This window comes from Bacillus sp. LNXM65 (assembly GCF_002998575.1).
Lineage (GTDB): Bacteria > Bacillota > Bacilli > Bacillales > Bacillaceae > Bacillus.
Window position 1 is genome coordinate 1 of the sequence record NZ_PVRB01000014.1, and the last position, 18,546, is coordinate 18,546.

At 40.5% G+C, this 18,546-nt stretch carries 17 protein-coding genes, 1 tRNA gene, 2 rRNA genes, 1 other RNA gene, 1 pseudogene and 1 other annotated feature; of the genes and pseudogenes, 6 read left to right on the forward strand and 16 right to left on the reverse strand.

The window, feature by feature from the left end; genetic code table 11:
* The 8 genes from C6Y03_RS18825 to tadA form a co-directional block, all read right to left on the reverse strand.
* A 16S ribosomal RNA gene (locus C6Y03_RS18825) occupies positions 1 to 130 on the reverse strand; the annotation flags it as partial.
* 274 nt (positions 131 to 404) lie between these two features.
* Positions 405 to 668, reverse strand: coding sequence for a pro-sigmaK processing inhibitor BofA family protein (locus C6Y03_RS18830; protein WP_106031977.1), 264 nt, complete (start codon positions 666 to 668; stop codon positions 405 to 407).
* A 66-nt stretch (positions 669 to 734) separates the two neighbouring features.
* On the reverse strand, positions 735 to 959 hold the full coding sequence (locus C6Y03_RS18835; RefSeq protein ID WP_003218088.1) for a YaaL family protein: 225 nt from the start codon (positions 957 to 959) through the stop codon (positions 735 to 737).
* A gap of 18 nt (positions 960 to 977) precedes the next feature.
* Positions 978 to 1,574 carry a recombination protein RecR gene (gene recR / locus C6Y03_RS18840; RefSeq protein WP_003218094.1) on the reverse strand — a complete coding sequence of 199 codons (597 nt, stop codon included), beginning with the start codon at positions 1,572 to 1,574 and terminating at the stop codon, positions 978 to 980.
* Positions 1,575 to 1,589: 15 nt separating this feature from the next.
* Positions 1,590 to 1,913 carry a YbaB/EbfC family nucleoid-associated protein gene (locus C6Y03_RS18845; RefSeq protein WP_008342011.1) on the reverse strand — a complete coding sequence of 108 codons (324 nt, stop codon included), beginning with the start codon at positions 1,911 to 1,913 and terminating at the stop codon, positions 1,590 to 1,592.
* A gap of 26 nt (positions 1,914 to 1,939) precedes the next feature.
* On the reverse strand, positions 1,940 to 3,652 hold the full coding sequence (gene dnaX, locus C6Y03_RS18850; protein ID WP_060595642.1) for a DNA polymerase III subunit gamma/tau: 1,713 nt from the start codon (positions 3,650 to 3,652) through the stop codon (positions 1,940 to 1,942).
* 330 nt (positions 3,653 to 3,982) lie between these two features.
* An RNA gene (ffs, locus tag C6Y03_RS18855) (signal recognition particle sRNA large type) lies at positions 3,983 to 4,247 on the reverse strand.
* Between the two features lie 76 nt (positions 4,248 to 4,323).
* Complete coding sequence (gene tadA / locus C6Y03_RS18860; RefSeq protein ID WP_003218102.1) at positions 4,324 to 4,800, reverse strand: tRNA adenosine(34) deaminase TadA; 477 nt, start codon at positions 4,798 to 4,800, stop codon at positions 4,324 to 4,326.
* A gap of 79 nt (positions 4,801 to 4,879) precedes the next feature.
* Here tadA and C6Y03_RS18865 point away from each other — a divergent pair, with 79 nt between their 5' ends.
* The 4 genes from C6Y03_RS18865 (at position 4,880) to C6Y03_RS18880 (ending at position 8,140) form a co-directional block, all read left to right on the forward strand.
* Positions 4,880 to 5,434 carry a cysteine hydrolase family protein gene (locus C6Y03_RS18865; protein ID WP_060595641.1) on the forward strand — a complete coding sequence of 185 codons (555 nt, stop codon included), beginning with the start codon at positions 4,880 to 4,882 and terminating at the stop codon, positions 5,432 to 5,434.
* 99 nt (positions 5,435 to 5,533) lie between these two features.
* Complete coding sequence (locus C6Y03_RS18870; protein ID WP_411266094.1) at positions 5,534 to 6,781, forward strand: glycosyl hydrolase family 18 protein; 1,248 nt, start codon at positions 5,534 to 5,536, stop codon at positions 6,779 to 6,781.
* 79 nt (positions 6,782 to 6,860) lie between these two features.
* Positions 6,861 to 7,484, forward strand: coding sequence for a deoxynucleoside kinase (locus C6Y03_RS18875; protein WP_034666096.1), 624 nt, complete (start codon positions 6,861 to 6,863; stop codon positions 7,482 to 7,484).
* Entirely contained in the window at positions 7,481 to 8,140 is a 660-nt protein-coding gene (locus C6Y03_RS18880) for a deoxynucleoside kinase (protein ID WP_060595639.1), read from the forward strand. The genes C6Y03_RS18875 and C6Y03_RS18880 overlap by 4 nt, the downstream gene beginning before the upstream one ends.
* A gap of 89 nt (positions 8,141 to 8,229) precedes the next feature.
* On the opposite strand, the gene C6Y03_RS18885 is transcribed toward C6Y03_RS18880, so the two are convergent.
* The 5 genes and pseudogenes from C6Y03_RS18885 to pdxS all read right to left on the reverse strand — a co-directional run bounded on the left by C6Y03_RS18885 (position 8,230) and on the right by pdxS (position 12,473).
* A tRNA-Ser gene (locus C6Y03_RS18885) sits at positions 8,230 to 8,322 on the reverse strand.
* 129 nt (positions 8,323 to 8,451) lie between these two features.
* Positions 8,452 to 8,784, reverse strand: a pseudogene (locus C6Y03_RS19690) (methyl-accepting chemotaxis protein); the annotation flags it as partial.
* 599 nt (positions 8,785 to 9,383) lie between these two features.
* On the reverse strand, positions 9,384 to 10,658 hold the full coding sequence (gene serS, locus C6Y03_RS18895; RefSeq protein ID WP_060595637.1) for a serine--tRNA ligase: 1,275 nt from the start codon (positions 10,656 to 10,658) through the stop codon (positions 9,384 to 9,386).
* Positions 10,659 to 10,707: 49 nt separating this feature from the next.
* Positions 10,708 to 10,924, reverse strand: a binding site (T-box leader).
* 53 nt (positions 10,925 to 10,977) lie between these two features.
* Positions 10,978 to 11,568 (reverse strand): pyridoxal 5'-phosphate synthase glutaminase subunit PdxT, encoded by a 591-nt coding sequence (gene pdxT, locus C6Y03_RS18900; protein WP_034666104.1) that lies wholly within the window; start codon positions 11,566 to 11,568, stop codon positions 10,978 to 10,980.
* A gap of 20 nt (positions 11,569 to 11,588) precedes the next feature.
* Positions 11,589 to 12,473, reverse strand: coding sequence for a pyridoxal 5'-phosphate synthase lyase subunit PdxS (pdxS, locus tag C6Y03_RS18905; protein ID WP_106039804.1), 885 nt, complete (start codon positions 12,471 to 12,473; stop codon positions 11,589 to 11,591).
* 244 nt (positions 12,474 to 12,717) lie between these two features.
* Here pdxS and pdxR point away from each other — a divergent pair, with 244 nt between their 5' ends.
* Positions 12,718 to 14,196 (forward strand): MocR-like pyridoxine biosynthesis transcription factor PdxR, encoded by a 1,479-nt coding sequence (gene pdxR, locus C6Y03_RS18910; protein ID WP_034666110.1) that lies wholly within the window; start codon positions 12,718 to 12,720, stop codon positions 14,194 to 14,196.
* Between the two features lie 41 nt (positions 14,197 to 14,237).
* Here the strand turns inward: pdxR and C6Y03_RS18915 are convergent, their stop codons facing one another.
* Together C6Y03_RS18915 and guaB are read right to left on the reverse strand one after the other, a co-directional pair.
* Positions 14,238 to 15,563, reverse strand: coding sequence for a D-alanyl-D-alanine carboxypeptidase family protein (locus tag C6Y03_RS18915; protein ID WP_034666113.1), 1,326 nt, complete (start codon positions 15,561 to 15,563; stop codon positions 14,238 to 14,240).
* Between the two features lie 160 nt (positions 15,564 to 15,723).
* Positions 15,724 to 17,190, reverse strand: a complete 1,467-nt coding sequence (gene guaB, locus C6Y03_RS18920) for an IMP dehydrogenase (RefSeq protein ID WP_034666116.1) — start codon at positions 17,188 to 17,190, stop codon at positions 15,724 to 15,726.
* Between the two features lie 121 nt (positions 17,191 to 17,311).
* Here guaB and C6Y03_RS18925 point away from each other — a divergent pair, with 121 nt between their 5' ends.
* Complete coding sequence (locus C6Y03_RS18925) at positions 17,312 to 18,280, forward strand: YaaC family protein (protein WP_060595635.1); 969 nt, start codon at positions 17,312 to 17,314, stop codon at positions 18,278 to 18,280.
* 11 nt (positions 18,281 to 18,291) lie between these two features.
* Here C6Y03_RS18925 and rrf read toward each other — a convergent pair.
* Positions 18,292 to 18,407, reverse strand: a 5S ribosomal RNA gene (rrf, locus tag C6Y03_RS18930).
* Positions 18,408 to 18,546: the final 139 nt, after the last annotated feature.

Genomic DNA, 18,546 nt, shown 5'->3' on the forward strand with positions numbered 1-18,546 from the left:
AGGTTACCCACGTGTTACTCACCCGTCCGCCGCTAACATCCGGGAGCAAGCTCCCTTCTGTCCGCTCGACTTGCATGTATTAGGCACGCCGCCAGCGTTCGTCCTGAGCCAGGATCAAACTCTCCGAAAAAGTACAAAACCGAAGTTTTGTTTTTCGCCAGTTTGACTGACTACCTATGATGTATCATAGGATTTTTTTATAAAAACTCGAATTAACAGGTACGTTTTGTCTTGTTTAGTTTTCAAAGAACTTGTTTACCGCTTCAGAAGCGACTAGAACATCATACCATATTTAAATTGTTAATGTCAACAACTTTTTTGTTATAATGTTTTTTCGTTTCTTCGTCATCAGCGACGTATATTAATTTACCACCATACAGGATCAAAGTCAACAATATTTCTCATTAAATAATAAATTTTTCAATTACGACTAAGGCTGCTACGCCTGGGATGCCCAATAAACCACTGATTCCACTCGTTACAGGGTTAATAGAGACATGTAATCCTAGACTCTCTCCAAATAGATTGAGGCAAAATAAAAAAAGAGCACCTGCCACAAACTTTACTCCGATCAGCCCTAACCATTTGAAGGGGTTCGCTTGAACACCTGACATAAACAACAATAGTACAGCTATCAAAATTGACCCGATTACAATAACAGGTTCCATAATCCTCTCATCTCCTCTTCATATGAATAGTACAAGCATATGAGAGGACTATGTAAAATAGACCTGCTATCTCCAGTTGTTTAAACGTAAATTCCTCTTTTTCGCTTCTCTTAGATAGAAAAAGTACTTCGCTTGAGCAAGCTTTAATTCGAATAGAATGTCCGGTGAAGGCTCAACGCTATTTGCGACAAGCTTTTTTTGTCTGTTCCATTCTTCCTTTTGCTTAAAAAGCTGTTGAATTAATTTCTCATCGAATTCTTTTCGAATTGATTTTCTGCGAAGAAAACCCATGTACCGTACTTCTCCTTCCTACATCTCACGTCTGCCTTCTAGAGCTTTAGACAGTGTGACTTCATCCGCATACTCTAAGTCTCCACCTACTGGAAGTCCGTGAGCAATGCGAGAGAGTTTAATTCCTGATGGTTTCAACAGTCTAGAGATATACATGGCTGTAGCCTCTCCTTCAATGTTTGGATTGGTTGCAAGGATCACCTCTGTCACTTGATCGTCTTGCAATCTTTTTAACAGGTCAGGAATTTTAATATCCTCTGGGCCAATTCCGTCCATCGGTGAAATGGCACCATGAAGCACATGGTATAAGCCGTTGTATTCTTTCATCTTTTCCATTGCGATCACATCTTTTGGGTCTTGCACTACACAGATAACAGATTGATCTCTTCTTGTATCTTCACAAATATAGCAAGGATCTTGGTCTGTGATATGGCCGCATACCGAACAATAAGTTAAATTACGCTTTGCATTAACAAGCGCCTTCGCGAAATCTAGTACGACATCTTCCTGCATACTAAGAACAAAAAAAGCCAGACGAACCGCAGTTTTCGGTCCGATTCCTGGCAATTTCATAAAGCTGTCAATCAGCTTTGATATTGGTTCAGGATATTGCATCTTCAGTTATTCCTCCTAGAATAAACCTGGCATGTTCATTCCTTTTGTGAATTGCCCCATTGTTTCATTCGTTAACTCATCGACTTTTTTCAATGCGTCGTTTGTTGCTGCAAGTACAAGATCTTGAAGCATATCGATATCTTCTGGATCAACAACTTCTTCATTAATTGCTACATCAACAACTTCTTTTTGTCCATTTACTTTTACAGTGACCATACCGCCGCCAGCTGTACCTTCAAGGACTTTTTCTGCAAGCTCTTCTTGAGCCTTAGCCATATCCTTTTGCATTTTTTGCATTTGTTTCATCATTTTTTGCATATTTCCCATTCCACCGCGCATATGAACACCACTCTCTTTCATTTTTATTAATCTTTAATTTCAATTAAATCGTTTCCTACTAACTTCTTTGCTTCTGCAATCAATGGATCCTCTTCAGCAGAAGTCCCCTGACCATCTGCCTGTTCATCCGGCTGATGATCTCTTAAAAATTCTTCTCTTATTTTACCCCATTGAGCGTCAGGAACGCCAACTAATTCCACTCTTTTTCCTAACATAGACTCTAATAGCTGCTCAAGGTTGGTTCGAACACCGCTTTTATCTTCGGCAACCATTTTACAGTGTATTTCAAACTTGAATTTTAAAACAAAGGCATGAGAAGCAGCAGCAACTGGTTCACTATCCGTTAATAGCGCAGCATGAGACACCTTATTCTGCTGTTTCAAATGGGCAAGGAGTTCTCCCCATTTACCTTTAATTTTTTCTAGCTCTGGACGTTTTGCTTCTTTTAGAATCTCGTGAATTCGGCCGACAGGTGCACGGTATCCATTTTTGTTACTCGTTTGTGGTCGAGGTGCTTCCTTTTTTTCTTGAGGATGATGAGAATGAGACATTGGCACACCCTCAGCTCTTATCCTAGATAGCTCCTGTTCCAACCTGTCTATTTTATCCGTTAGCGCCGTTAAATCAGCGTTAGCATGAGCTTGTGGTATTCCAACCGTTGACTGACATAGCTTGACAACAGCTACCTCAAAGAAAATTCTTGGATGATTCGTCCATTTCATTTCTTGGTGACTTTTATTCAGCACTTCAATTGTTTCATATAGAAATTGAGGTGTCACACGATCCGAAAGCGTCACGAAATTTTCATCGACCTTTACCTTTTCAAGGACCCCCTCCAGATCTGGTGCCGTTTTATAAAGCAGCATATCTCTAAAGTAAAAGATCATGTCCTCTATTAATTTAGCAGCATCTTTTCCCTGCTGAAGTAATTCATTTAAGGTATCTAACGCTACAGCAATATTTTGATCAAAAATTGCTTCGGCTAGCTGACTAATGAAATGCTGAGAAACAGCTCCTGTAATGAGCAGCGCATCATCAATTGTCAGCTGCTCACCACTAAATGAGATCGCTTGATCTAAGAGGCTTAGTGCATCACGCATACCGCCATCAGCTGCACTAGCGATAATCTCGAGCGAGCCCTCTTGTACATTTAGGCTTTCTGCATCTACAATTTTCTTCATTCTTCCAACAATATCTTTTGTCGTGATTCGTTTAAAATCAAATCTCTGACAACGGGATATGATGGTAAGAGGAATCTTATGAGGCTCTGTGGTAGCCAAAATAAAGATACAATGAGCAGGCGGCTCCTCTAACGTTTTAAGGAGGGCATTAAATGCCCCGATAGAGAGCATATGTACTTCATCTATAATATAAACCTTATATGTAACCGCCGAAGGAGCAAATTTCACTTTATCACGTATATCACGGATTTCATCTACCCCGTTGTTTGAGGCAGCATCTATTTCAATCACGTCTGAAATCGAGCCGTTTGTAATCCCTTTACAGGCATCACATTCATTACAAGGTTCACTCACAGGTGACTTTTCACAGTTCACTGCCTTCGCAAAGATTTTGGCAGCACTTGTTTTACCTGTTCCTCTAGGACCTGAAAATAAGTAAGCATGAGAAAACTTCTTCTGCAAAAGGGCATTTTGCAACGTTTTTGTGATGTGTTCTTGTCCAACAACATCCTCAAAAACTTGAGGTCTGAACACTCGATACAAAGCTTGATAACTCACAAATACGCCCTCCTCCATTTATCATCTTTTTTATTATACATGATGCACCGATCAATTCAAAAGCACACCTTTATTTTCTAATAAACGAAAATGATGATTTCAACTATAGATATTCTACTTTCTATGAATCAAAAACGTGTTTTCTAGATTTTCGAATTGTTCTGCAACACCATGGAGAACTTTTGTTCCTATTGTGATTAATGAAAAAACAAAAAGACTCTAAAAAGGTTTTTTGCCTATTTGTATAAACAAAGCAGCTGAGCTATTCTTTAAACAGCAACAAAAAACTCACCTAGATTAACTAGATGAGTTACATTTAATATTGATTTACCGTGCACCTTCTGTCGATTCGCTACCCCAAGCGTTACTTAAACAGTTAGCTCGGCCCAGGCAACCCTGCGGCACATGAGAGGTTTCACTTAATGCTGCTTCCTTCCGGACCTGACATGGTTCATGAATTCCCATTGCGCAGGACCAAGACGTCAACACCACTTATTTAAGGCAGACCTTGAAGTAAACGAACCTTGAGAAGGGATTCGGCCTCGCTAGAGCGGATTGCGAGTACAGGGCACCGCTACCTCCCCGCTTAGCACGGCAAAATGAATATTAAATTGTTAGTGACGCAGACATAAGTATACCTTCTTATAGCCGAAATTGCAAACGACATCCATTCATTTACTTTTGGCTTGTTTCTTTCGCTGACGGAGGTTTCGGAAGAACTGACTTAACAGCTCACCACACTCATTTTCAAGTACACCACCAATGACTTCAGACTGATGATTGAATCGTTCATCATCCAGTAAATTCATTAAAGTACCTGCACATCCACCTTTTGGATCGTATGCACCGAAAACGACCTTTTTCACTCTAGAAAGGACAATCGCTCCCGCACACATAGGACATGGTTCAAGCGTCACATAAAGTACAGCATCCTCTAAACGCCAGCTTCCAGTCGTTTTACACGCTTCATCAATAGCAAGTAATTCTGCATGTGCAATTGAACGCTGCTCTGTTTCCCTTAAATTATGAGCGCGGCTCACAATTTGGTCATCAACAACGATGATGGCACCGATTGGTACTTCTCCTATTTGTTCTGCTTTTAAGGCTTCAGAAATAGCTTCTTGCATAAACTGTTCATCTCTCGTCATAGCACGGCTCTCTTTTCATGTTTTTTAAAAGGATATTGAGGTTAACATATTAGCACAATCTTTTAAAGGGGGTCTTACTTTGTCAAAGCACCAAAAGGCACTGCTTATTATCGACATGATTAATAATTTTGATTTTGAAATGGGACATGTGCTCGCTGATAAAACAGAGCAAATGACCAATAAGATTTTAGCGCTTAAAGATCATGCTTTCAAGGAAAATTGGCCAATCATCTATATCAACGACCACTATGGTCTCTGGAAGGCTGATATACAAGCTGTGATGGAAACATGCAAAAACGAAAGAAGCGCCCCTATTTTAGAGAAAATGGCACCATCTAAAGATGATTACTTCTTAATTAAACCGAAGCATTCTGCCTTCTACGGAACTGCATTAGAGACACTCTTAAATGAATTAGGTGTGCAAGACATTATTTTGACCGGAATTGCAGGAAACATTTGTGTTCTGTTCACTGCAAATGACGCATACATGCGAGAATACAACTTAATTGTACCTAAAGATTGTATCGCATCAAATGACGACAGAGACAACGAATATGCTTTAACGATGATGGAGAACGTTCTACTAGCAAAAATCACCTCTGCTAAAGAGATCACGTATGAAAATCAAACATGATTTATCCATAACCCTCATAAATTGTTAGCAATAACAAAGGGGGCGTTGACTATTCAAATTTATGTTGTCAAAAGAGGAGATACTTTAAACGAAATTGCCATGCGTTTTAAAACAACAGTCAATGAAATCATCCGTACCAACGATATTGAAACACCAAATCAACTCGTCATTGGACAAACAATTGTCATTCCAATTAGAGGACAATTTTATGAGGTCAAACAAAATGACACACTTTATCAAATTGGAAGACGATTTCGAATTTCAGTGGAGGAGTTGGCACGTGTGAATAGAATTCGGCCTGAAGCGATACTACCTATTCGCTTCTTGCTCTATATTCCTCAAAGACCGAAAAGGAACATTAATTCGAATGCTTACATTGAACCAAGGGGAAATCAAGTCAGTGAAAACTTAAAACAAGCAGCTAGAGAGGCCTCTCCATATTTAACCCATTTAGGCGCCTTTAGTTTCCAAGCGCAAAGAGACGGAACACTGAAAGAACCACCGTTAGATCAGCTACCTCAAATAGCCGCTCAGAGCAGAACCGTTTTATCTATGGTAGTGACAAACCTAGAGAATGAAAAATTCAGTGATGAACTTGGGCGAATTCTTTTAAATAACCAATCTGTCAAAACCACATTTTTAAATGAAATCGTTCGTGTTGCTAAAAAGTATCAATTAAAAGAAATCCATTTTGATTTTGAATATTTACGTCCTGCTGATAAAGATGCTTACATTCAATTTTTAAGAGAGGCAACAACCCGCTTCCATCAAGAAGGATGGACAATATCTGTTGCACTTGCCCCTAAAACAAGTAGTCAGCAGAAGGGAAAATGGTATGAAGCTCATGACTATGAAGCCATCGGGAAGATCGTCGATCATGTTGTGTTAATGACCTATGAATGGGGATACAGCGGCGGCCCTGCACAAGCTGTCTCTCCCATTGGACCTGTCCGCCAAGTCATTGAATATGCACTGACCGTCATGCCGGCCAATAAAATTGTTATGGGGCAGAATTTATATGGCTATGATTGGACGCTTCCTTACGTCCAGGGTGGCCCCATTGCTAAAGCCGTCAGTCCTCAACAAGCGATTGCCATTGCTAGAAATAATAATGCCTCCATTCTATACGACGAAACAGCACAAGCACCTTATTTTCGTTACACAGATGCCACTAATAAAGTGCATGAGGTATGGTTCGAAGACGCTAGATCGATTCAAGCAAAGTTCAATCTCATCAAAGAGTTAAACTTGAACGGAATTGCTTATTGGAAATTAGGTCTATCCTTCCCACAAAATTGGCTCTTATTATCAGATCAATTTAATATTGAAAAAAGAACGACATCGTAACCCATTCGCTCTATCTCTCGGAAGGGGTATGGTACAATATACATTGGTTTGACAACTTTATAGATAGAGGAGAACGCCTATGTATCCTGCCCCTTTTATTGCAGTGGAAGGCCCAATTGGAGCCGGAAAAACAACTTTGGCTACAATGCTTGCGAAGGAATTTCAATTTCCTTTAGTAAAAGAGATTGTAGAAGAAAATCCATTCTTAGATAAATTTTATGAAGATATGGAACAATGGAGCTTTCAGCTTGAGATGTTCTTTTTATGCAATCGGGTCAAACAGTTAGAATCTATTGAAGAAAACTATGTGAGTCAACAGCAGCCGATTGTCACTGATTATCATGTCTATAAAAATATGATATTTGCAGAAAGAACATTATCAAAAAAGCACATGGATAAATACAGAAAGATCTATCACCTGCTAACAGATGATCTGCCTAAACCAAATGCCATAATCTATATAAAAGCCAGCCTTCCTACCTTACTTGAAAGAATACAGATGAGAGGACGCTCTTTTGAAGAAGACATCGACCCAGCTTATTTAAAAACACTCATTGAAGATTATGAGCTGGCCATTGAACATTTAAAACAGACTGACCCAGGGCTTCCTATCATTACAATTGAAGGAGATCATACAGACTTCGTTTCCTCACAGCAAGATTACCAGCAAATTGTACAGAACATAAAGGAGCAAGTACTATGAACAATATCGAAATACCAAAGGATGCAGTGATCACAATCGCCGGGACTGTTGGTGTCGGAAAATCCACTATGACTAAAACGATAGCGGACAAGCTAGGCTTTCAAACCTCTCTTGAAAAAGTAGATGACAACCCATACTTAGAGCCCTTTTATTCAGATTTCCAAAGATGGAGCTTCCATTTACAGGTCTATTTCCTAGCCGAGCGTTTTAAGGAGCAAAAGCGGATTTTTGAATCTGGTGGAGGATATGTGCAAGATCGTTCAATTTATGAGGACACAGGCATTTTCGCGAAAATGCATGCGGACAAAGGTACGATGTCTGAAGTAGATTATGAAACGTATACGAGTCTATTCGAGGCGATGGTGATGACACCTTACTTCCCTCACCCTGATGTACTCATCTATTTACACGGGGATTTAGATCATATTTTGAATCGTATTGAAGAACGCGGCAGAGAGATGGAAACTCAAACTGATCGAGCCTATTGGGAAGAAATGTACACTCGATATACGGAATGGATCGAACAATTCGATTTATGCCCAGTGATTAAAATTAACATTGAAGATTACGACTTACTTCATGATGAAAGCTCACTTGAACCCATTCTTCATGAAATTGCTTCTGTTATACAAAAAAATCGCTCTAAAACAAAATAAAAAAAACCGCTGCATTTCGCGAATGCAGCGGTTTGACAATTCCAATTTTTATGCTTGCGTTTTAATTCAACTAAGGTAAAAAATCAATATGGCGGAGGAAGAGGGATTCGAACCCCCGCGGGCTTTGACACCCCTGTCGGTTTTCAAGACCGATCCCTTCAGCCGGACTTGGGTATTCCTCCGTATCGACAAGAATTAATATACCATATCATTTTAATTCAAGTCAACATCTTTTCGAAAAAAATTTCAATAAGTTGTTTTGGTATGAGAATCTGCCCATAAAAAAGCAGCCATTAACGGCTGCTCTTGATCTATTTTGTATCCTGTCTAATCTCTTCAATAAACTGATTCATCTCTTCTTTAAACTCATTTAATGATTCAATAATTTTCGTAAAGTCTGTCACTTGTTTGGCTTGTTCATTTGTTGAGCTGCTGATTTGTGAGATGTTTTCAGACAAAGTGCTAATACTGTCTTGGATTTCCTTTAAGAAGGTATTAATGGTTTCAGCCGCTTCCTTTGAGCCATCTGATAATTTACGAACTTCATCAGCTACGACAGCAAACCCTTTTCCATTCTCGCCTGCTCTTGCTGCTTCAATTGCAGCATTTAGACCTAGCAAGTTTGTTTGTCTAGCGATCCCGCCAATGGTTTTGACGACTTCTTCAATATTTGCAGATTTCTCTTCCGCTCTTCCTGCCTGTTCGCTTATTTCTAAACTTGTGGCCGCCAGCTCTTGTGAATGCGCAGCAATTTGTTCGATTCCACCTTGGAGTTCTTTCGCTACATCATTGATATGCTCCATATAACCGCTTAATTTCTTTTCACGATGATGTGAAAATGCCACTAAAAAAGATCCAATTACTTTTCTATCTTCATCAAAAATCGGGTAACCTTTTACAGCAATTTCATAACCATATAAAGACTCTGGTAAATGACCATCATATTCTTGTCCTCTTAATGTCGTCGCCACGTTTTGGTCTTCTGGGTTCAATGGGTCCCCAACTTTCACGCCAAAATCTATTGTGTTAGACGGGTAGTAACAAAGCACCTTCTCTGTATCAGTGATGCCGAAAAGAATACTTTCATCTAGAACTTTTCTAATTAATTGAGCCATTTCAACATAATAGTCAAGCCTATTCAAGGTTATTCCTTCTTTCCTAGAAGCTTTTATTTTTTTATCGGCTAAATTTAGGAAAACTGTAGGACTTTTGGTAAAAAGAAATAAGATGCCATAGCGGCATCTTATTTCATCACTTCTTTATTTCCCATATAAGGACGCAGTACTTCAGGAATAATTACTGTGCCGTCCTCTTGTTGATAGTTTTCTAAAATGGCCGCCACGGTTCTTCCTACGGCTAAACCAGATCCATTTAACGTGTGGACATGCTCTGGCTTCGCTTTAGGCTCTGGACGGAATCGAATGTTTGCGCGTCTTGCTTGGAATGCTTCGAAGTTACTGCAAGAAGAAATTTCACGATACGTATCTTGGCTCGGAATCCATACTTCGATGTCGTATTTCTTCGCAGCCGTGAAGCCTAAATCTCCCGTACACATGCTCATGACACGGTATGGCAGGTTTAATAGCTGTAGGACTTTTTCTGCTTGATTTGTTAGTTTCTCTAATTCTTCATAAGAATCTTCAGGTCTAACAAATTTCACAAGCTCTACCTTATTAAATTGGTGCTGACGGATGAGTCCGCGTGTATCTCTTCCGGCAGATCCAGCCTCTGATCTAAAGCAAGCACTGAATGCTGCATAATTGATTGGCAGCTGTTCCCCTTCAAGGATTTCGTCACGGTGCATGTTGGTAATCGGCACTTCAGCTGTTGGAATGAGGAAATAATCTTCTTCTCGGATTTTAAAGGCATCCTCTTCGAATTTTGGAAGCTGCCCAGTCCCTGTCATGCTAGCTCTATTGACCATGTAAGGTGGGAGCACTTCAGTAAAACCAAACTCATCGACATGTAGATCGAGCATAAAGTTATATAGTGCGCGCTCTAAGCGTGCGCCAAGCCCTTTATAAAAAACGAATCGGCTTCCTGTGACTTTTCCTGCGCGTTCAAAATCAAGAATGTTTAGCTCATCCGCTACATCCCAATGTGGTTTTGGCTCAAATGAGAAGGCCGGCTGTTCGCCCCATTTTCTCACTTCCACGTTGTCATCTTCTGTTTCCCCAACCGGTACAGTGTCATGAGGGATATTCGGAATAGAGAAGAGGATGTGCTGCAAGCTTTCTTCTACTGTTCTTAGCTCATCATCCAGCTTTTTAATCTCATCTCCTACCTCACGCATTTCTTGAATAATGTGATCGGCATCTTTCTTTTCTCTTTTTAGAACGGCCACTTGCTGTGATACTTCATTTCTTCGGCTCTTTAATTCTTCTGTTTTCCCGATTAGTTCTCTTCTTTTTTGATCCAGTTCACCAAACTTATCAAAATCCGCTAAATCTTCGCCTCGGTGTGCTAATTTTTCTTTGATTTGATCAAAGTCCGTGCGCAGTTGTTTAATATCCAGCATGTGTAACACTCCTTTTTTTATCGAAAAATAAAAAGAGCCCTCATCCCATGAAAGGGACGAGAGCTCTCGCGTTGCCACCCTGATTGAAAACATGCAGAAGCATGCTTTCCTCTTTCCTCTGTAACGGTATCACCGTAAATGCTTACTTCTCGTGTTTCAGCATTTCGCTCAAGGATGGATTCAGACTGCATCTTTCACCGATTCGCACCAACCATCGGCTCTCTGAGAAAGAGGGGCTTCTTACTATTTCCCGTCAACGCTTTTTCGATCTTTGATTGTGATTTTAATGTACTATAAGTTTTATCTCTTTTCAACCGTTTTATACAGCGAGCTTCGTTTTGTAAGACTTCACCATTTCAACAAACAGCTGTGTTAACCGGTGATCGTCTGTCAGCTCTGGATGAAAAGAACAGCCTAAGATATTGTTTTCTTTCGCCATCACAATCCTGCCATCATATTCAGCCATGATTTCTACGCTCACATCTGCGCTGATGATATGAGGCGCACGGATGAACACCCCTGTAAACGGCGCATCCAGCCCTTTTACTTCTAGATCTGCTTCAAAGCTGTCTACCTGTCTGCCAAATGAATTCCGTGCAACAGATACATTTAACAATCCAAGATGGGCATCTTCTCGATCTTCAATATGTTTTGCCAGCATAATCAAACCGGCACATGTCCCGAAAATCGGTTTCCCTTCTGCAGCGAACGCTTTAATCGGTTCAATGAATTGGTACGTATCCATGAGTCTCCTCATCGTCGTGCTTTCTCCACCAGGGATAATAAGACCGTCAACGGATGCTAGCTCTTCTGCTCGTTTAATGATCTTACCTTCTGCATCGCAGGCTTCAATCGATTGAATATGCTCTCTCACGGCTCCTTGAAGCCCTAGTACACCAATTGTTAGCATGTTCATTTGCGCTCCCTTAATTACCAGCCACGCTCTTGCATACGCTCTTCTGGCAGTAGATTTGAGATTTCAATTCCTTTCATGGCTGTTCCAAGCTCTTTTGAAAGTTCTGCAATGAGACGGTAATCTGTGAAGTGAGTCGTTGCTTCAACAATCGCTTTTGCAAATTTCGCCGGATTGTCTGATTTAAAAATACCAGATCCAACAAATACACCGTCTGCTCCAAGCTGCATCATTAACGCAGCATCTGCTGGTGTCGCAACGCCTCCAGCTGCAAAGTTAACAACTGGGAGCTTGCCGTCTTTTTTGATTTGAAGCAATAATTCATAAGGTGCTCCTAGGTTCTTGGCTTCTGTCATCAGTTCATCTTCACTCATTGCTGCTACTTTACGAATCTGAGCATTGACCTTTCTCATATGACGGACAGCTTCTACAATGTTGCCTGTCCCAGGTTCCCCTTTCGTACGAAGCATCGAAGCGCCTTCTGCGATACGGCGGGTTGCTTCACCTAAGTTACGGCAACCACAGACAAAAGGTACTGTGTATTCATTTTTATTTAAATGGAATTCCTCATCTGCGGGCGTCAGCACTTCACTCTCATCGATATAATCAACACCAAGTGCTTCAAGAACACGAGCCTCGACGATGTGGCCGATACGTGCTTTTGCCATGACTGGAATCGTTACTGCATTTTGTACTTCCTCTACGATTCTTGGGTCTGCCATACGGGCTACACCGCCGGCTGCACGGATATCAGCTGGTACTCGTTCTAGTGCCATAACTGCCACCGCACCTGCTTCTTCTGCGATCTTTGCCTGTTCAGCATTGACGACATCCATAATGACGCCACCCTTTTGCATTTCTGCCATTCCACGTTTCACTCGTTCAGTTCCCTTATTGCTCACAATAGTTTCCTCCCATTTGTCAATTCGATTGATTTACCTCTTTATCATACAAGCGAGACAGTATAACAATAAAGAGAATAGTATAACAATTCAATCAGCGACAAAAAAGCCTAAACCCTTGTATATAAACGATTTCTGGCTAAAAATAAGTCATTTTTTCTTTGAAGTGTGATTTACATGCTATAATGCAACTATAACAATTCAAATTCATGTATAACAATTTTGCACTCAATGGAGGTTTCTCATGCATATTGATATCCATCGACATTCTGATACATCTCTTTCGAATCAGATTTACTTTTCGATCATTGATCATATCCAATCGGGTTTGCTTCAGCAGGGAGATAAGCTGCCAACTGTACGTGATTTAGCAAAGCAGCTGAATGTGAGTCTTGTCACGGCAGCAAAGGCATACACACGGCTGAAGGACGACGGATATTTAACGACTGTGCAAGGTAAAGGGACGTTTGTGGATGAGCTGCAAAAGCAGTCAGATATTCCGGTTCCGTCATCTACCTCTTTTGATTGGCAGTTATCCATTCCGGATTATTTACCACGGTCTCAATTTGCTCAGTATCACTATGTCGAAGAAGCGATCAACCTTTCTTCCTCTATGATTGATCCAGGGCTTTTGCCAAACCGGTATTTAGAAAAAGAAATGCAGCATGTACTAGCCAGACATCCTCAAATCATGTCGAAGTATGGGGAAATTCAAGGGGATCTTCAGCTTAGGCAAGTCATTCAGTCTTTTTTAGAAAAGCTGGGTGTGCCTTCTACTCCTGAAAATATCCTTGTAACTAGTGGTTCTCAGCAAGGGCTTGATTTGGTCGCACGTGCGTTTATCGGTCCTGATGATGTAGTTGTCATGGAAGCACCGACTTATCCAGGCGCCATTGATGTCTTTATGGGCAGAGGGGCAAGAATTATTACAGTCCCTGTTGATCATGAAGGCATGAACATGAAGCAGCTTCAAAGCATTTGTGATAAATATAAACCAAAGCTCATCTACACGATTCCTACTTTTCACAGTCCGACAGGGGCCAGTATGTCAATGAAACGCAGAAAACAACTTCTCTTACTGGCTCAAAGTATTGATTGTCTCATTGTAGAGGATGATCCTTATCGTGAGCTTTATTTCGAAAAGAAGCCGCCAGCACCTATCAAAAGTCTTGATCATGATGGACACGTCATTTATTTGCGAGGATTAAGTAAAACACTGGCTCCAGGATGCAGAATTGGGATTATCACCGCCTCAGGCTCGATATTTAATCGTTTATTAGCAGCAAAGGCCAATAATGATTTAGGCAGCCCTCTTCTCACACAAAAAGCCATTCTGCCATTTCTGACTTCGAAGAAGATGATTGATCATACGAAAAAGCTGAGAACCGCCTTGAAGGTGAGACGTGATTTAATGATAGATGTATTAACGAAGCATGCACCAAAAGATGTGACGTGGCAAATTCCTCAGGGCGGGCTCAATTTATGGCTTAGCTTTCCTTCCTGGGTCGATACACGTGCACTGCTGCATGAGGCACGTAAGCAGCAAATTACCTTTCTGCCTGGCTCTGTGTGCTATCCTGGAGAGCCGAAGCAAAACTATATCCGCCTCAGCTTTTCTTATGTGAATGAAAAAGCACTGACCGAGGGCGTGGAAAAGTTATGTGGTATTTTTCAGCAAGCCTTGTCCACTCCTCAAAATCAAAAACAATCGCTTTTCTTTTAACGATAAAAAAACTGCTCTCTATGCATGAGAGCAGTTTTTTATTAGAACCAACCTTTTACTGTGTCAACGATTCCGCCCCAAATGCCAGCGAAGAATCCACCTACACTACGCATTGCAAGGATGAACCAGTTTGCTTTTTCATCGCCTGTTTTCGTTATAAGCTCAACACCTGATTGATCTTTATTCAAATAGCCGTAGTCCTTCTCATCACCAGAATAAGAAGTCGTCAGCATGCCAACCTTCGTTCCTTTTTTAATAGGAGCTTCTAGTTTCTTTTTCTCGATATTTACTTTTGCTTTAAAGCTCTTTTCGTCGCCATTTTTTACTGGCACAGAGAAAGCTTCTTTCGTGACGACAGGTACTTCTTTGTCTTTGCCTTTATCGACTTCGATGTTTTCATGTCCTTTGATCTGTTGACCTTTTTTGTACATTTCTTTCATCGTGAAGTTTTTAAATGCATAGTCGAACAGTTTTTTCGCCACGTCGAAACGTGCTGTATGAAGATTACCTTTTGCATTCAAGATCACAGCAATGACACGCATGTCACCTTGTTTAGCGGTACCTGTGAAGCTAGAACCAGCTGAATCCGTAGAGCCTGTTTTCAGACCGTCTACACCTTCATATTCCTTCACAAGTCCTTTAAGCATGAAGTTCCAGTTAGGCATGTCCATTTCATCGTCTGTGCCTTCTCTGAACTTTGTTTTCGCGATACTTGATGTTTCAAGAATTTCTGGATGGTCTTTGATGAGATGCTGTGCAAGCAATGCCATATCTTTCGCAGATACTTCACTTTCTTCATCAGGACCTGTACCTTTTGGCTGTTTGCCATGTAAATCTTTATTTTCTAGTCCAGTTGCATTCACGAATTTGTAGTTAGTTAAACCAAGTTCTTTCGCTTTTGCGTTCATTTTTTCAACGAACTTCGATTCTGATCCAGCGATCACTTCTGCTAAGCCAATCGCTGCTGCATTTGCCGAATAAATAGCCGTTGCTTGATAAAGTTCTTTCACTGTATACGAGCCATCTTTTCTCAAAGGAACGTTTGATAAACTGCGGTCCTGAGAAATTTCGTATACATAATCATCTGGCGTATACGTTTGATCCCATTTCACTTTGCCTTCAGCAATCGCCTCTAGTAATAGATACTCTGTCATCATCTTTGCCATACTTGCAATAGGCAGTCTTTGTTCTGCGTTTTTACTATAAAGAATTTTACCTGTAGAAGCTTCAATTAGGATTGCTGCTTTCGCATTCACATTGAATGGATCTTCAGCTGCTTTTGCTTTGGACATTGGTGTAAATGCTGTCACAATCAATGCCAGTGCAAGGATAGAGACCATAAGCTGTTTCAACATCTTGCTGTTCAATCGTCATACCTCCGTATTCATCTTTTTTCGACGTATTTCATATATATTTAATCCACAAGGGCTTATTTCAACACAACAGTATAAATTTTATCACAATAAAGACAAAAAAAATAGACAGAGTCATAGACCCTGTCAAATGTAATTTGATTGTCACAATTTATCAAGAAATTGTGTAGTTTGGTGATTCTTTTGTAATTTGTACATCATGTGGATGACTCTCACGAAGTCCTGCACCAGTCATGCGAATGAACTGTGCATCTTCTCTAAGTGAGCGTAAGTCCTGTGTTCCACAATAGCCCATACCAGAACGGATACCGCCAACGAGTTGATACACTGTATCAACGACTGGTCCTTTGTATGGTGTACGGCCTTCAATACCTTCTGGAACGAATTTTTTATTATCTTCTTGGAAGTAACGATCTTTACTTCCTTTTTCCATTGCAGCGACTGAACCCATACCGCGATAAACTTTGAAGCGTCTACCTTGGAAAATTTCTGTGTCTCCTGGGCTTTCAGATGTACCAGCTAGAAGGCTTCCAAGCATTACAGCATGTCCACCAGATGCTAGAGCTTTTACGATATCACCTGAATATTTAATTCCACCATCTGCAATAATAGCTTTACCATGTTTTCTTGCTTCTGTTGCACAGTCATAGATTGCTGTGATTTGTGGTACACCAACACCTGCAACAACACGTGTTGTACAAATAGACCCTGGTCCGATACCGACTTTCACAATATCTGCTCCTGCTTCAAATAATGCTTTAGTTGCTTCGGCTGTTGCAACATTACCAGCAATGATATTAAGAGAAGGATACGTTTCACGGATTTTCGATACAGTGTTAAGAACACCTTGTGAATGACCATGTGCAGTATCAATGACAACGACATCCACATTGGCTTCGACTAATTTTCTCACACGAGTCATTGTATCGCCAGTGACACCAACAGCAGCACCAACAATTAAACGGCCATGTGCATCTTTAGAGGAGTTAGGGAATTCGATCACTTTTTCAATATCTTTGATGGTGATAAGACCTTTTAACGTTCCTTCGTCATCTAAAAGAGGTAATTTTTCAATTTTATATTGCTGTAGGATTTTTTCAGCTTCTTCTAACGTCGTACCTACAGAAGCTGTCACAAGTTCCTCTTTTGTCATCACGTCGCTAATCTTCATTGAATAATCCGAAATAAAACGAAGGTCACGGTTCGTAATAATACCAACAAGCTTTTGATCTTCTTCGTTATTTACAATCGGTACACCTGAAATACGGTATTTACCCATTAGGTGCTCTGCATCAAATACTTGATGCTCAGGTGTTAGGAAGAATGGATTTGTAATAACGCCGCGCTCTGAACGTTTTACTTTATCCACTTGTTCTGCTTGTTGCTCAATAGACATGTTCTTATGAATGATACCAAGACCACCTTGACGTGCCATTGCAATCGCCATTTGTGATTCCGTCACCGTGTCCATTCCTGCACTGATAATTGGAATGTTTAGTTTTAATGTGCTTGTTAACTCAACTGATAAATCGACATCACGCGGAAGTACTTCAGACTTAGCTGGAACAAGCAAAACATCGTCAAACGTCAAACCTTCTTTTGAAAATTTACTTTCCCACATTAGTAAATCCCCCTCTTTTCGGCAAAATATTATATGTAGATTATCAACTAGGAAACAGCATGTCAAGGAAGCAACAAACAGTTGCAATTTTTAGAAAATATAAAGAGAGTGGAGGAAGAAGATGAAAAGTTCAGGATGGAAGGATTTAAAACGTTTTTACTCACTCGAAACTTCCCAAAAGTTTCTATATCAACAATATGAGAAACGGAGCATTCAAGATGCAAACCAGCAAGCCTATAAAAACTGTGAACGGTTTATTTACTTTTTAAAGCATGGCCATACGTTCTATGAACAGGCAGCTATCGCTCCACTCGAACTGAAGCCCATTTTATTATTTTATGGAATGGCTCAGTTGCTAAAGGCATGTTTACTGACAGTTGATCCTCACTATCCTTCTCAAACCTCTGTTTTGGCCCATGGCGTAACATCGAGAAAGAGAAAGAAACAGCATTACCGCTTTAGTGAAGATGAAGTGAAAATTCAGCGAAATGGACTATGCATGCATGTGTTAAAGCATCTATTTCATTTAAATGGTCTTGAAGATGAGCGATTTACGATGATTCATCTCCTTTCAAAGATACCTGAAATGAGTCATATTCTGGAGTTTCAAAAGCAGCCCTCGACATTAGTTAAAGTGGAAAAGGTTAATGGGATGATGATTCAAGATCATATTCCATTGCTTTATAACATGTCTGCTGAACGCTTTATTGAATACTTTGAGTTCCATACAAGTTGGAAACTCAAGCAAAGAGAAGCCAAAAAGCTGACGTTTGATGTAGCTCTAGAAGAAAATCCAGCGCTCGCTACTCATCTTCATTATGATTTAGAAATGGATCAATGGTTTATTCCGTCAACTCGTGATTCATTTTTAGGGATTCCTGAGATCATCAGCCATTACTTATTAATGTATAACCTCAGTATGATTGCCCGCTACGAAACTGAATGGTGGTACGAGCTGCTGTCTCAATACATTAGTGATGATTACGTCATGATTGAACGCTATATGGAGATTGCCGAAGAGAAGTTCCCAGCTTATATCATGATGCTGTTAGAAGAAAACACAAAAAAGACCAGTTCCGTATGGAACTGATCCTTAGAAAAGCTTGGCGGCGTCCTACTCTCACAGGGGGAGACCCCCAACTACCATCGGCGCTGAAGAGCTTAACTTCCGTGTTCGGTATGGGAACGGGTGTGACCTCTTCGCTATCGCCACCAAACCTGATGGAGAGAATGTTCTCTCAAAACTAGATAACAATGTTCATGCTTCACATTAGAATATAGGTTAAGTCCTCGATCTATTAGTATCTGTCAGCTCCACGTGTCACCACGCTTCCACCTCAGACCTATCAACCTGAT

Excerpts from the sequence above, each read along its gene's own strand:
- C6Y03_RS18830 (WP_106031977.1), bottom strand. The coding sequence starts at position 668 with ATGGAACCTGTTATTGTAATCGGGTCAATTTTGATAGCTGTACTATTG.
- C6Y03_RS18835 (WP_003218088.1), bottom strand. The coding sequence starts at position 959 with ATGGGTTTTCTTCGCAGAAAATCAATTCGAAAAGAATTCGATGAGAAA.
- recR (WP_003218094.1), bottom strand. The coding sequence starts at position 1,574 with ATGCAATATCCTGAACCAATATCAAAGCTGATTGACAGCTTTATGAAA.
- C6Y03_RS18845 (WP_008342011.1), bottom strand. The coding sequence starts at position 1,913 with ATGCGCGGTGGAATGGGAAATATGCAAAAAATGATGAAACAAATGCAA.
- tadA (WP_003218102.1), bottom strand. The coding sequence starts at position 4,800 with ATGACGAGAGATGAACAGTTTATGCAAGAAGCTATTTCTGAAGCCTTA.
- C6Y03_RS18870 (WP_411266094.1), top strand. The coding sequence starts at position 5,534 with ATGCGTTTTAAAACAACAGTCAATGAAATCATCCGTACCAACGATATT.
- C6Y03_RS18875 (WP_034666096.1), top strand. The coding sequence starts at position 6,861 with ATGTATCCTGCCCCTTTTATTGCAGTGGAAGGCCCAATTGGAGCCGGA.
- C6Y03_RS18880 (WP_060595639.1), top strand. The coding sequence starts at position 7,481 with ATGAACAATATCGAAATACCAAAGGATGCAGTGATCACAATCGCCGGG.
- serS (WP_060595637.1), bottom strand. The coding sequence starts at position 10,658 with ATGCTGGATATTAAACAACTGCGCACGGACTTTGATCAAATCAAAGAA.
- pdxT (WP_034666104.1), bottom strand. The coding sequence starts at position 11,568 with ATGCTAACAATTGGTGTACTAGGGCTTCAAGGAGCCGTGAGAGAGCAT.
- pdxR (WP_034666110.1), top strand. The coding sequence starts at position 12,718 with ATGCATATTGATATCCATCGACATTCTGATACATCTCTTTCGAATCAG.
- guaB (WP_034666116.1), bottom strand. The coding sequence starts at position 17,190 with ATGTGGGAAAGTAAATTTTCAAAAGAAGGTTTGACGTTTGACGATGTT.
- C6Y03_RS18925 (WP_060595635.1), top strand. The coding sequence starts at position 17,312 with ATGAAAAGTTCAGGATGGAAGGATTTAAAACGTTTTTACTCACTCGAA.